The following is a 13,976-nucleotide window of genomic DNA, read 5'->3' as shown; positions in this document are numbered from 1 at the left end:
CTCAGTCGTCTGCCGCGTTCGCGCCACCTGCGGAATCATCGGAACTCTCGGCCGCCTCGGCGGCTTCCTGTTCGCGCATCTCGATGACCGCGTCGAGGGCGGAGGCGATTGCATCGTCGTTCTCCAGAGCGGCCTGGATGAGTCGCCACGGCACGAGGTCGAGGTTCTGCTCGCCGATGACGAAGCGGATGAACGGCTGCTTGCTGCGCGGATCATCGGCTTCGAGCCCGGCGCCGTAGCGCCACTGGCCGAAGGCGATGCGGCGCACCGTCTCGCCGATGAAACGCATGGCGCCGGCGGTGAAGGGAGTCTCGTCCTCGGCGATCATGTCGTCGGGTCCGTCGTAGCGGACCGCGACCTGCTTGCCCAGGCGGGCCAGGCTCTCCCGGTCGAAGCCCCACGAGCTCGGATCGGCCTGCTCCTGAGTCCAGGCGGCGATGCCCGGCTCGACGGTGCCGATGAAGCGGGAGAGGAACTCGACCTCTTCCTCACTCGAGTTCTCGGCGTTGAGCACGCCGAGTGAGAGCCCCGTGCACTTGCGTCGCGGCTGGCCGTCCCCGCCGAGGAGCTCCCTGGCCTTCTCGAGCACCGCGGTGAAGACCTCGGCGCTGCGCTGATCGACAGCGGCCAGCACGATGCCCACCAGCGGGATCGGCTCACCGGCGGCCGGGCCGTCGGCGTTGTCGGGGCGGATGAACGGCATCCCGTTGCCTGTCGACTCGTCGTGGTCCCAGACCCCGCCGATCGCACGCAGATAGGTTTCGCCGAGGTAGCGGATGAGTCCTTCGAAGAAGCGGCGGTGCTCCGGTTTGAGGATCTCCTCGGTGTTCGGGAACTTCGAGAGTACGAAGAGTTCGAGCATCGGCAGTGACTGCGGTCCGAAGTCCTTCGGGAACTTCACGGTCTCCCCATCCTCCTTCTCGAAGGTCTCGGGGAGGTCGGCGAGGACGAACGCGCCGAGGCGGACGTCCATATTGTTGATGAAAGCAGAGAATTCGCGCTGGAGTTCGTTCACGGGCACCACCTTAGTGCCTTGGGCCGCTTCGTCGAGCGTGTTCAGTCCTCGTCGTCGGGGCAGAAGTCGATGAGGTGCATGAGGACTTCGATGATGAGGCTCGGGTCGATGTCGACGTGCTCATCCATCGCCTTGCCTGCCGCTGCACTCAGCGCGATCCGGTTGAATACGGAGATGATGACCGTGAGGAAGTCGCCGATCGGCTGCTTCGTCGTCGCTCCGGCCACGTCGAGAGCCGTGGTCACCAGTGCGGCCAGACGCTCGAACTGTGAGTTGTTGAGCTCGACGTAGCGCGCGTGGAGGTGGGGCACCCGCAGGCAGTAGAGCTCGATCTCCTGCTCGGTGATGGTCTCGGCGACGGTCTGCTTCTTCTCGTTGAAGACGTCGTCGATGAACGTCGTCATCAGTGCCTTGATCTCCGGCACCTCGACCGTTGCGGTCAGCTGCTCGGTCCATCGTTGGATCGTGGCATCGAGTCGATCGAGATTCTCCTCGGTGCGCATCTCGATGATCGCGAGCACCAGGTCGTCACGGCTGGAGAAGTTCGAATAGAACGCCCCGCGGGTCAGCCCTCCGGCCTCGCAGATCTCCTCGATCGAGGCGCCGTCGATGCCGCGTACGGCGAAGACCGAGGTGCCGGCCTGAACGAGGGTGGCTCGGGTCTGGCGCCTGCGCGGGCTGAGTTCGTCTGTGTTCATCGTCATTTCGTGGCGGTGGTCCTGTCGGCGGCTGAGCATCCTATGAGAATCCGCGCGAATTCTGGGATCCATTTGCATGGATGGTGGGTGTTGCACAACAATACAATACTGTATCCAATACACTTTTGTATCGAGGTTTTCGTGTCAACTTTCCTCTACGCCCTGGGCCGTCGTGCGTATCGGACCCCGTGGCGATTCATCGCCGCGTGGCTTCTGATCTTCGTACTCATCGGTGCCGGAGTCGCAGCCTTCTCCAAGGACTTCGACAACGACTTCACGCTCCCGGGCTCGGAGGCGCAGACCGCTCTCGACTCGATGAAGTCGACGTTCCCCGAAGCCGCCGGTGTCTCCGCCTCGGTGATCGTCGTCGCCGATGACGGCGATTCGGTCGAGGACGAGAAGTACAAGGACGCGATCGAAGACGAGATCGATCGCATCGAGGACCTCCCTCACGTCGACACGGTGACCTCTCCATACTCCGACCTCGTCGAGGGCGCCATCAGCAAGGACGAGACGGCGGCCATGATCTCCGTCCAGTACGACGGGACTCAGCAGGACGTCGGCGAGGACGCCGGCGACAACCTCATCGACGCCCTCGACCCGCTGCGCGACGCCCTGCCCGGAGCGGAGGTCGAAGGCGGCGGTGAGCTCTTCCAGATCACCGGTGTCGAGATCTCCTGGGTCGAAGGCATCGGCGTCGTCATCGCCTTCATCGTCCTCCTGCTCACCCTCGGCTCCTTCCGCGCCGCAGGCATGCCGCTGATCACCGCACTCATCGGCGTCGGCATCTCCGTGCTGCTCATCGTCGGCGGCACCGCATTCGCGACGATCAACTCCTCGTCGATTATGCTCGCGCTCATGCTCGGCCTGGCCGTGGGCATCGACTACGCGCTCTTCATCGTCTCTCGCGCCCGTGACCTCCTCGCCGAAGGCCACGACCCCATCGAGGCGGCCGGACGCGCCGTAGCGACCGCCGGGTCCGCCGTCGTGTTCGCGGGCATGACCGTGATGATCGCCCTGTTCGGGCTCTCCCTGGCCGGAATCCCCTTCCTCACGATCATGGGCATCGGCGCTTCGGGCTCCGTCGCCGTGGCCGTGATGATCTCCCTGACGATGGTCCCGGCCCTGCTGGGACTCGTGAAGGCCAAGATCACGCCGAAGCCGACGAAGCGCTACCGGAAGGCCTTCGCCGCGGCCGCTCAGCGGGCGACGGACGGTACGGCCGCCTCGGCGGATGGAACATCGACCAGCGCCGAGGCGGGCGTTGGTTCCGCGACCACCGCCCCCGAGGTGACCGACCCAGAAATGCGGGAGAAGATCGCCGACGAGGCGCGCGCCGAAGGCGGCGACCCGTACCCGCCGACGATCATGAACAAGTTCTTCGCCGGGTGGCTGAAGGTCGTCACGAAGATCCCGCTGCTGACGATCGTCGTCATCGTCGGCGGACTCGCGCTCTTCGCGATCCCCGCAACCCAGCTCCAGCTGTCCCTGCCCACCGCGGGTGACCAGGAGCAGGGCACCCCGGCGCGGGCGACCTACGACCTCATCGACGAACACTTCGGGCCCGGCTACAACGGACCCCTGGTCATGACCAGCCAGATCGTGACCAGTGACGACCCGCTCGGAGACGTCGAGGAGATCGAGAAGCGCATCGAGAAGGTCGACGGCGTCGAACAGGTCATCATGGCCACCCCGAACCGGGACGCGACCGTCGGTCTGTTCCAGATCATTCCGACCACTGCCTCCGACGATCCTGCGACTCTCGACACGGTCGATCGGCTGCGGGACCTGAGTAAGGAGATCGAAGACGACTTCGACTTCGACACCGCCGTCACCGGTGCCACTGCGATTCAGATCGACGTCTCCGACCAGCTCGGCAAGGCTCTGCTGCCCTTCGGCATCTTCGTCGTCGGACTCTCTATCATCCTGCTCATGATGGTCTTCCGGTCGATCGCAGTGCCGATCAAGGCCACCGGCGGCTTCCTCCTGTCCGTGTTCGCCTCCTTCGGTACGGTCGTCCTCGTCTTCCACGACGGACTCTTCGCCGCCCCCTTGGGGATCGATTCGACTGGGCCGGTCATCAGCTTCCTGCCGATCATCGTCATGGGCATCCTCTTCGGCCTGGCCATGGACTACGAGGTGTTCCTCGTGTCCGGCATGCGCGAAGCCTATGTCCACGGGGCCTCGGCCAAGGAGGCCATCCGGGCCGGCTTCGCCTCGTCGGCCCGCGTCGTCTCGGCCGCGGCGATCATCATGTTCTCCGTCTTCGCGGCCTTCGTGCCCGCCGGTGAGCCGATCATCAAATCCATCGCCCTGGCCCTGGCCTCGGGAATCTTCGTCGACGCGTTCCTCGTGCGCATGTCGCTGGTGCCCGCGATCATGCAGCTCCTCGGCGACAAAGCCTGGTGGCTGCCGAAGTGGCTCGATCGGATCCTGCCGCGCCTCGACGTCGAAGGTGAGGGACTGGCCCACGAGGTGGCGCTGCGCGATTGGCCGGAGCCGAACTCGGACTACCGGGTCTACGGTCGCGGAATCGGCGTGTATTCGGGGGAGCGCGGCTTCGCCCGCGTCGACATCTCGCTGCGGCCCGGACAGATCCTCGTCGCCAGCGGCGCCGCGCGCAGGGCCCTGCTGCTGGCCGTCTCCGGCCGCGTCGGGCTCACGGCCGGAGAGATGAAGATCGGCGAGAACGTCCTGCCCGAACACTCCGGACGGGTCCGCCGCCAGGTGCCGTACTTCGACCTCACTTCAGGCGGAGCCGACCAGGCGATCAGCCCGCGCGACATCTCTCGGATGGCCGCCTCGGCGCCGGACCTGCTCATCATCGACGGTGCCGAGCACCTGAGCGAAGGAGCACGGGACGCGGCCGGACCCGGACGCGACCTGCGCGACCTCCTGCCGCAGCTCGTCGCAGACGGCACCACCGTCGTCCTCGGCCTGCCCGACGGCGATGTGACCGGGATCTTCAGCCCCGACACGAACTACTTTCACCTCGACCTCGACGAAGCTCGGCCCGATGGACGAGGCGAAACCGACAGCGAATCAGGCGGCGAACACACCCACGCCGCTGACAGCACCAACATGGAAGGCGTGCAGTCGTGAGACTCGAACGTGCGAACTCGAAGCGACCGGTGAACTGGCTCTCCCTCCTCGGCCTGGTCCTCATCCCCATCATCGTGGCGGCCGGATTCATCCTCGCCACCTGGAAGAGCGGCGACCGCCTCGACACCATCGAGGCGGCCGTCGTCAACAACGACGACGGCGCGAAGGTCGACGGCAAGACCGTGCCGATCGGGCGACAGCTCACCAGCGGCCTCGTGGGCGAGGATGAGAACAACATCCACTGGGTCATCACCGACGAAGACGAGGCTGAGAAGGGGCTGTCCGACGGCAAGTACGCCGCGCAGCTGACGATCCCCGAAGGCTTCTCCCGCGCAGTGACCTCGGTCGACGACGCGAAATCGGCGACCCAGACGCAGATCGACGTCGATGTCTCGGGCACAGTACCGGCTTTGGACACGCAGATCTCCCGTTCCGTCGCCGAGGTGGCCCGCACGACCTTCAATACGAAGATGACCGAGACCTACCTCGACAACATCTACGTCGGCTTCAACGAGATGGGCGAGCAGATGAAGGACCTCGGCGACGCCGCCGGGGAACTCGACAAGGGCGCCGAAGGACTCAAGGAAGGCACGGACAAGTCCGCGAGCGGCGCGGGTGAACTGGCTGCGGGGATGGAACAGCTGGGCAAGTCCGGCGGCGAACTCAAGACCGGTGCCTCGGACCTCTCTGACGGTGCCGGAGAGCTGTCGAAGGGCGCTTCCCAGTTGTCCGGAGGCCTGAACGAACTCGACAAGAAGACAGCGAAACTTCCCGACAGCACCCAGAAGCTCGCCGACGGTTCCGGCGAACTCTCCGACGGAGTCGACGAATACACGAAGTCGATCGACGAGATCATCAAGGGCTTCGCCGGATCCGGTGACTCCGGCGAAGGCGGACTCGACGACCTCGTTGACGGGGGAAAGAAACTCGACAAGGGCGCGCAGGGCGTGTCCAAGGGGGCCTCCGGCCTCTCCGATGGTCTGCACCAGTACCGTGACGGTCTCAAGAAGGGCGCTGACCAGGCCGATCAGCTGGCCGGTGCGAAGCCGGATCTCGACGGGCTCGTGAAGGAGGACATCATGACCGCGGCCGAGGCGAAGCAGGCGCGGGCCGAGATGTGCCCGACCGGCACCCCCGATCAGGTCTGCAAGGGCATCGAACAGGCCTACGCGCAGGGCCTGCTCAACGGCACGTCGGGTGGACTCAACACCGCCGTCGACGGGCTCGAGCAGGAGAAGGACGGCGCCTCTCTCCTCGGCGGGTCCGATGAACTCGCTGACGGCGCATCGGAGCTCTCCGACGGTGTGAGCAAGTTCGTCAAGGGACTCGAGGACGGCCTCGGGAAGCTGACGAAGGGCATGGCGGACATCTCGAAGAACGCTCCGAAGCTGCTCAAGGCCTCTCAGGGTCTGCGGGACGGTGCCGCCGGTGTCGCCGACGGCAACCAGCAGCTCGCCGACGGGATGCCGGCCCTGTCAAAGGGCGTCGGGCAGCTCGCGGACGGTTCTTCAGAGCTCTCCGACGGAGCCGGGCAGCTCTCCGCGGGGCTCGACGAGTACAGCACCGGTGTCGGCAAGTACACCGACGGTGTCTCCGAGGCCGCGACAGGCACCTCCGATCTGGCGGCCGGACTCGACGAACTCGACAAGGGCACCGGCAAATACGCGAAGGGTGTCAGCAAGTTCGCGGACGGAGTCAAGGACGGAGCGGACGATGTGCCCTCCTACACGGCTCCGGAACGCGACCAGCTGTCGAAGGTCGCCTCGGCGAACATCAAGGCCCCGAGCCCGGATGGTCTGACGAACGTCCTGGCAGGATCGACGATCGCGCTGCTGATCATGCTCGCCCTGTGGATCGGCGGGCTCGTCACGTACACGGTGCTCAAACCGATTCCGGCCTGGGCCCTGCTGTCGACGAAGCCCTCGCTCGCCGTGTGGGCCCGAGGTCTGCTGCCCGGCGTGGTCGTCGGTGTGCTGCAGGCGCTCGTGCTCTCGATCCTCGCGGTGACCGTGATGGACATCGATGCGGTCCAAGGCTTCGACATCGCGGTGCTCACCTTCGCCTCGGCGATCGTGTTCATGATCCTCAACTTCGCCCTCGTGGCGTGGTTCGGCGGAGTGGGGCGGTTCCTGTCGGTGATCGCCGTGGTCCTGGCCGTGGCCGGGCGGACGATCGGCGCGGTGCCGCAGTTCTTCGACTTTGTGGCACCGATCCTGCCGCTGACCCCGTCGATGAACGGCTTCGCCGCGATCGCCGCCGGCACCACCGGACAGGCCGCAGCCTACGGCGGACTGCTGGCCTGGGCGGTCATCGGCATCGTGATGTCGCTGCTCGCGATCGTCCGGGCCCGGACCACGAAGCCCGAAGCCGCCCTGGAAATGGCGTAGCCGCCATGGCGCGGGGCGTCGGTGGCGCGGGGCGTCGGTGGCGCGGGTCTGCGAATAGCCCAGTCTGAGTTGGATAGCCCACGTTTGAAGCTGGGCTGTGCACCTTAAACTGGGCTGTTCGCGTTCAGTGCTCGGCGTCTGGCGTCTGGCGAGAGCCCGCGGGGCTTCAGAGGAGGTCGAGGATCGCCTCTGCAACGGCGTGTGAGTCGTTGAGTGTGGCCGCATCGGTGCCGGGGTTCGCGGCGATCGCCAGACCCCACTGCTTCGACGACAGCTGAATGGACAATGCGAATCGGCGCGGGTTGACGTTTCCTTCGACATCGATCGTGCGATAGGGGCGAGGGGTGAGCGCGAGTCCGTTGAGGAACTTCTCCCGACCGTCGTCCAAGGTCAAGCGTGCTGCGGTGAGCTGACCGCGCTCGAGCATCCCGTACAGCAGGACATCGGCTGCGCGCGAGACGGAATTCGTCGGGGATGCGGCATCGATGACGACACTGCCCGTGATCTCACCGGCGGCCTGCGCCGAGGTGACCGTGAAGAGCTCCGGTCGCGGCCCCGGCGTTTTCGCCCCGGACGCCACATCGGCGGCCGTCCCGGATACCGCAGCGGCGTTCGCCTCACGCGCTTCGAGTGCGTCCGGGTTCTCCTCAATGCGCATATCGGGGCCGATGAAGGACACGATTCCCGCCTCGGCGAGGGCAAGGAGTTCGGCGATCCGCTGTGGGGGAGGCCCATCGCAGATGCCGGAGACGAAGCCCTCGAACCAGCCGAGGATCTCCATGTCGATGCTCACCCGATCGATGTGACCGGCGACGATGAGGTCCTTGAGCAGCAGGCGGGACTGCCACAGCACAGTGAACAATGCTTTCTCCGGGCTGCCGGTCGGACCGGCCAGGGAGCTGTGCAGGTCGGTGCGCAGGAAGTCGAGCATCCACTCGTGCAGGGAACCGGGCTCGCCGGGTTCGCGACTGGTGAACAGCTCGCCTTCGAGCGGGTTGAGCAGAGTGTGCAGAGACATGCGATCGGCAGGATCGGGCACGAGTGCCTCTTCGATCTCCGACCAGGCGAAGGCTTCGCGAGTGACGCGGCCCTGGCGGGCGGTCTCCTCGGTGGTCTCGGCGGCACCGGCATCGCCCGCCGCCTGCGGGTGGGTCTCCTGCCAGGTGCGTCGGGTCAGGTGGCGTGACACGGCCTCGCCGATGGCCTCACGCAGCTGACCGGGGTCATCGGCGAACGCTTCGGGACGGACCTGGGAGAGCGTGTGATAGTACGCCAAACGCAGATCGGCGAGGATGAGCGGCCACAGCTGGTCATTGAACCGCGCACCGGCTTTGCGCTCCCCATCGAGGTTGTCGAGTCCGGCGAGCAGCGCGACATTGTCCTTCGTGAAATACCGCAGCGGCCAGTCCCGCCGAGGATGCTCCTGACAGATCGGTTTGCTGCGATACGGGATTCCGCGACGTGATCCCAGCGCCAATCGCGGTTCGTCTCCGCTGGGCACATACTTCAGGTCCCCGCCGGGCTGCGGAAGATAGCGACCGTCGCGCTCATGAGTGAACAAGGTCTGCAGGTCGAAGTAGTTGAGCCCCATGCCACGGACGATGACACGCTCACCGGGGGCCACCTCGGCGACGGGGGTTTCTGCGGGCAGGCCCTGCGGCAGATACAGCCCGCCATTCTGCTCGGCGAACGCCGCGAGGCGGGCGCGCTCCTCCGGCTGGGCACTGGGGATGTGGCCGACGGCGAGCACGACGGCGCTGGCGACGATCGTCGTGCCGTTCTGGCAACGCACGAGCTGCTCGGGGACCGCGGCCCGTAATTCCTCGGGCGCGGATTGCGGGAGATCCATCGTGGGCAGGTCGATGACGGATTCGGCCTTCGTCGGATGCTCGACGATCTCGATGAAGTCCGGTGCGTGGGCGCGGATGCGGCGGTAGGCATCGCGGAGGTAGCGGCCGTAGAGGCTGCGGCTGGGGAACGTCGAGTGCAGCGGTTCGGTGCCGCCGTCCGCGACATACCACTCGGCCATGGACGGTCCGGTCGGCACATCATCGGGGCTGAGGAAGGTGCAACTGGAGTCGGGGAAGACCGTCTGCTCGGCAATGGTGGTGTTCATCAGCAGAGACTCGGGCTGGTCGGTGCGCCACACGATGCCGGCACCCGGCGGATACGGGTCGATGAGGTGGATAGTCAGCGCGGTCTCGGAGCTGCCAGCGAAGCGCTTCGCCGCCAACGCCACAAGCCTCTCCAGGACAGTGAGACCGCGCGGTCCGACGCCGATGATCGCGACCGCGGGGATGGGAGTCTGTGGGGTGTCGTTCACCCCTGCTCGCCGGTTCCGCCGTTAGGGCCGGGGTAGCCAGGGAAGTCGTCACCGGGCTTGTACCCCTTCGGGTAGCACTTGCCCTCAGCATCGGGCTCACCCGGCGTCGTCGTTTCGGTGGGGGCCGCCTCGGCGCCGCCTTCCTCGGTCGCACCATCGGCGGAGTCCGCAGCTTCGGCACTGTCGGCACCTGCATCCTCGGTGGCGGTGTCCTCGGACGCATCCGCACTGTCACCGGACTCCTGGGACTTGCTGCCGACGTTCGTCGGCTTCGGAGTCTCCTCGCCGTCCGATGCACCCTTGACCTCGCCGAGGATCCACTTATGGAGGACATCGAAGTCGGGGTCGTAGGTGGGGGTGACATCGTTGTTGATCTGGACCGTCGTGACGTCGCCTTTCTGCATCATCAGGGCGAGCTCGATGAAGGCCGGGATCTCGTTCTGCGGAATCGAGGTCGCGATGTTCCGGGTCGCGGAGTTCGCGAGCTTCGGATAGGCCGTGGCGATCTCCTGCGGATCGATCTGTTCGAGCGTGGTCTTGAGCATGCGCTGCTGACGGCACATGCGGTCGTAGTTGTCGCTGCCTTCGCGGGAGCGGACGTACCACAGTGCGTCCTTGCCCTTGAGCACCTGCGGGCCGGGATCGACCCAACCGTAGACCTCGTTCTTCACGCCGGACATCGACGTTCCGCCGCCCATCGGGATGGGGCGTTCGACGTCGATCTGGACTCCGCCGATGGCATCGACCACATCTTCGAACCCGGCCATATCGACCGCGGCCCAATAGTCGAGCTTCAGCCCCAGCGAGCCTTCGACAGCCTGCATCGTCGTCCACATTCCCGGTTCGAGTCCGTGGTCGTCGCCGATCTTATCGGGGTTCTGCTCACCCCACTGCCACACGGCGTTGATGAGGTCTTCGGAGGGGTCGCCGGAGGGGCGGAACCCGTCTGGCCAGGCCTTTTCGAGTTCGCTGTCTTCGGGGAAGATCGGGAACGCGAGGTTGCGGGGCACGGAGATGAGCGCGGCGTTGCCGGTCTTCGTGTCGATCGAGGCCACGAGCATCGTGTCCGGGCGTGTGCCCTCACGGTCGTCGCCGTTGTCGCGGCCCATGAGGAAGACGTTGATGTACGGCTTGTCCGCCCAGAGCTCCTCGGGGCTGTGGGCCTTGCCTGTGCTGTCACCGAAGAGGCTGGCCACAGTGTCCGACTGCACGCGTGCGAAGACGGAGCCGACGCCCAGCGGGATGCCGATGATGAGGGCCAGGGAGACGACGAGGATGCCTGCCATCTTGTTCTGCCAGGGCCGGTATTTGTGCCCGCGGCGCAGCCCGAGGTGTGACACGATCATCACGAGGATCCAGATCACGGCCACGAGCACGGCGGCGATCGCGAGGAAGTTGAGCAGAGAGGGGCTGGCGACGACCGTGGCGATAGCCCGCACCGGCCCCTTGACCAGTAGATACACGAGCCCGGCGAGGAGAGTGAGGACGAAGAGTCCGAACACGACGAGGCCGGCGGGACGGAATCGTGTGCGCAGCAGTCCGATTCCGGGCAGCAGCGTACTCAGCGAAGTCCAACCGACGAGGCTGGGGAAGGTTTCGCCGAGGCGGGAGGAATGACGGCGGGCCCGTGCCGGTCCGTGCTCGGCGGGCTTCGCGTTGTGCGTTGGGCCGTTGTCGTCGGCTCTTCTGGCGGCAGACGATGCTCCGACAGCGGATGCTGTGCTGCCCGCGCCGACCGCTGCTGCGGCCGCGGCATTGCGTGTTGATCGTGCGGCTGGTGCCTTCTTCCGGCCCTGGCCGCGGGATTCGGCGGAGTGCCGTTCGCGTGCATCGCGGCGGGTCGTCGGCGCGTCTTCCGTGCAAAAGTTGTCCGATCGGGCGGAGTCACGGGGATCCCTCGCCGAAGTGGCCGATTCGCTGCGTGCGAACGTGCGCGGGGCATCGTGGGCAGCATTGCGGTGGAAGTTCGCGTCGAAAGCGTCGGACGAGTTCGAATTCGAGTTCGCTGCGGCGGCGACTCCGGCTGCTGAAGCTCCGCTGGCGGCGGCAGCGCGCAGCATCCGTGCTTCGCGGCGAGTGCGCGGAGCTACCGGGCGCGGTGGTGGAGCATGCGGTGACCGAGCGGCGGAATCCTGGCCGGAGTTCTCGCCGGGCCGGCGGGGCTCGACTCCCTGAGTTGGTTGCTGTTGCGCGTCACGGCGGTAAGCGTCGGCGCCGTAGCGGGAATCGGCACTGTAGCCGGAATGCGCGCTGTGAGGGGAGTCTGCCTGCTCGGGTATCGACGGACGCGAGTTCTGCTGTTGCGAGCGGGCGTGCGAGCTCGACTGCGGTGTCGAATGATCGTCGCTGGCGGCGGTGTCTCCACGGAAGCGGGGGCGAGAGGAGGCGCGGAGCCGACGACCAGTTGTCTGGGAATTGGGGTCGCTCCCGTGCGGTCCGCGCTTGTCAGGGGGAAACTCTGGCAAGTTGTCTTCTCCTCAGAACTGTCTACTCGTGCAGTACGGCCCGCTCGCCGTTCTCCTCTCGGGCGCAGGGAACATCGCCGTCGTCGTCGGGTAATCGACCGGTGTTCCCGCGGGAAGAAGAGTTCGGACCGCAAAGCACTTCACGCCGATTTTACGCCCGGACATTGATGAATGCTGGAATTCCGGTGTGGGAGAGCAGTGCAGAAGGGACATTCGGCCCGGTTTCGCGGGCTTCAGCGGTGGACCGGATTATGACGAAGCCCACTCTCCGACTCCGCGCTTTGCCCTGGATGCCACCTTTACCTTAGGCTGTTATCTGTAGTGCTGGAGGGTGTGTCACCGTGCATTTCGCCGGAGCGGATCACCGTACTGCAAAGGAGTCGTGGCTGAGCGGCCGAAAGCGTCACCCTGCTAAGGTGAAGTCCTCCAATAGGGGGACCGTGGGTTCAAATCCCACCGGCTCCGCATTAAGCAGAACCCCTGCGATCCGATGAGATATCGGGTGTAGGGGTTTTTGCGTTCCCGCCGAATCGCTTGCGCCCAGATTCCACGGGTTATAGGCCAAAATGTGTGTATGGGCAGGGCGTGTCGATGCTGGTTCTCACCGGGTTCTGCCGCCCCAGCCCTTCTGGATCCCATTGCCATCCTCGACGCTGAATCCCGTCCCGTAGAGAAGATTCGTCTCCTCTCGGCCCGTGTCGGGTTTCACCACATTCGGGACGCTGCGCGGTGGTGTCCACGCTCGTGGAGTAACGAACGACCACGGGTCCTTGGGTGCCTCGGTGCGCAGAGACAACAGCCAGTCGACTCCTCGGCGGGCATGATCGATGTTCAGTCCTCGATGGGCTCGGAGGAAGTCCTTGATCGCTTTGTTCGGGCCGCCCTCTAATGGGTTCGTAGTCTTCGCGATCGTGTAGTCGTCTTCGGCTAGTTCTAGGGCGTGTCTGATAAATTTCCCGGCGGGATTCTGAAACCCTGGAATCGTGTCTCGATTCCAACTACTCACTGATGACCAATGGGCTCTCATCGCCGACTACCTCCCGGCACCGACCGGCCGACGAGGCCGCCCGTTCTCCGATCCCAGACAGATGATCGAGGGCATCATCTACCGCTACCGCACCGGTATCGCTTGGCGCGATCTGCCCGAGACCTTCGGCAAATGGCAGACCGTGTGGACCTGGCACCGCCGCCTCGCCGCCGACGGCACCTGGGATGCCATCCACCAGGCTCTGACTGTCCACGCGGCAAAGAATGACAAAGTCGACTTCACCGTCTCAGTCGACTCCACGATCGCTCGCGCACATAAACACGCGACGAACATCAGCCGCCTAAAAAAGGGACTCGTCGAATTACAAGGATCTACTGACAGAGTCGCCTGACCACGCTTTCGGCCGCTCGCGCGGAGGCTTGTCAACAAAGACTCATCAGCTCGTCGATGGCCACGGACTGCCGCTGGTGTCAATCTGCACCGCTGGCCAGGACGGCGACAGCCCGATGCTCGCCCCTCTGTTGGACAACCTTCAGGTCGGTCGACGCACCCGCCCGGACGCCGTCCTTGGCGACAAGGCCTACTCATCGAGAGCGAACCGGTCACTGCTGCGGTCGCGGAAGATCGAGGCAGTCATCTCCGAACCCTCCGATCAGCAAGGCCATCGTCTCCGGCGAGGATCAAAGGGTGGCCATCCACCGAAGTTCGATGCAATCAAATACAAGGGCCGCAATGTCATCGAGCGCGGGTACGCCCGTTTGAAGCAGTGGCGAGGACTGGCCACTCGCTATGACAAACTCGCCGTCGTCTATCGAGCCGCTGTCGTGCTCAACGGTGTCATCGCTTGGTTACAGCATTTATCAGACACGCCCTAGCCACGTGAACAGTTGCCGGTCGCGGAGGAGTCCTGTCAGCAGGTTGTGGGCTCGACGGGTCCGAAGATGCGTGTACCACCAGCGCTGTCCCGGCTTCACGTGTGCCGGTCGGGGTGTTCCTGG

7 protein-coding genes and 1 tRNA gene are annotated in these 13,976 nt (G+C 65.4%); 4 read left to right on the top strand and 4 right to left on the bottom strand.

Going from position 1 to position 13,976, the window contains the following annotated elements:
• Nucleotide 1: 1 nt before the first annotated feature.
• Both ACPUD7_RS15585 and ACPUD7_RS15580 read right to left on the bottom strand, forming a co-directional pair.
• The gene (locus ACPUD7_RS15585) at nucleotides 2–1,015 is read right to left on the bottom strand and encodes a hypothetical protein (protein WP_425120408.1); all 1,014 of its coding nucleotides are present in this window, start codon (nucleotides 1,013–1,015) and stop codon (nucleotides 2–4) included.
• Between the two features lie 41 nt (nucleotides 1,016–1,056).
• A complete protein-coding gene (locus tag ACPUD7_RS15580; protein ID WP_425120407.1) occupies nucleotides 1,057–1,719 on the bottom strand; it encodes a TetR/AcrR family transcriptional regulator in 663 nt (220 codons plus the stop codon).
• 135 nt (nucleotides 1,720–1,854) lie between these two features.
• On the opposite strand from ACPUD7_RS15580, the gene ACPUD7_RS15575 reads away from it, so the two are divergent.
• A complete protein-coding gene (locus ACPUD7_RS15575; RefSeq protein WP_425120406.1) occupies nucleotides 1,855–4,815 on the top strand; it encodes an MMPL family transporter in 2,961 nt (986 codons plus the stop codon).
• Nucleotides 4,812–7,202, top strand: a complete 2,391-nt coding sequence (locus ACPUD7_RS15570; protein WP_135539881.1) for a YhgE/Pip family protein — start codon at nucleotides 4,812–4,814, stop codon at nucleotides 7,200–7,202. The genes ACPUD7_RS15575 and ACPUD7_RS15570 overlap by 4 nt, the downstream gene beginning before the upstream one ends.
• A gap of 166 nt (nucleotides 7,203–7,368) precedes the next feature.
• Here ACPUD7_RS15570 and ACPUD7_RS15565 read toward each other — a convergent pair whose 3' ends face one another.
• Nucleotides 7,369–9,525, bottom strand: a complete 2,157-nt coding sequence (locus tag ACPUD7_RS15565; RefSeq protein WP_425120405.1) for an FAD/NAD(P)-binding protein — start codon at nucleotides 9,523–9,525, stop codon at nucleotides 7,369–7,371.
• Nucleotides 9,522–11,585, bottom strand: coding sequence for an LCP family protein (locus tag ACPUD7_RS15560; RefSeq protein ID WP_135539885.1), 2,064 nt, complete (start codon nucleotides 11,583–11,585; stop codon nucleotides 9,522–9,524). The genes ACPUD7_RS15565 and ACPUD7_RS15560 overlap by 4 nt, the downstream gene beginning before the upstream one ends.
• Nucleotides 11,586–12,366: 781 nt before the next feature.
• Here ACPUD7_RS15560 and ACPUD7_RS15555 point away from each other — a divergent pair.
• Nucleotides 12,367–12,455 (top strand) — tRNA-Ser (locus ACPUD7_RS15555).
• A gap of 518 nt (nucleotides 12,456–12,973) precedes the next feature.
• A protein-coding gene (locus ACPUD7_RS15550) for an IS5 family transposase (protein ID WP_425120404.1) occupies nucleotides 12,974–13,853 on the top strand; the annotation gives its coding sequence in 2 pieces (ribosomal slippage) (nucleotides 12,974–13,330 and nucleotides 13,332–13,853; 879 coding nt in all).
• Nucleotides 13,854–13,976: the final 123 nt, after the last annotated feature.

The sequence above is a fragment of the Brevibacterium sp. FAM 24630 genome, assembly GCF_049804075.1.
Taxonomy (GTDB): domain Bacteria; phylum Actinomycetota; class Actinomycetes; order Actinomycetales; family Brevibacteriaceae; genus Brevibacterium.
The sequence above is the reverse complement of the archived record's forward strand: the minus strand, read 5'-3'. Positions and strand labels throughout refer to the sequence as shown.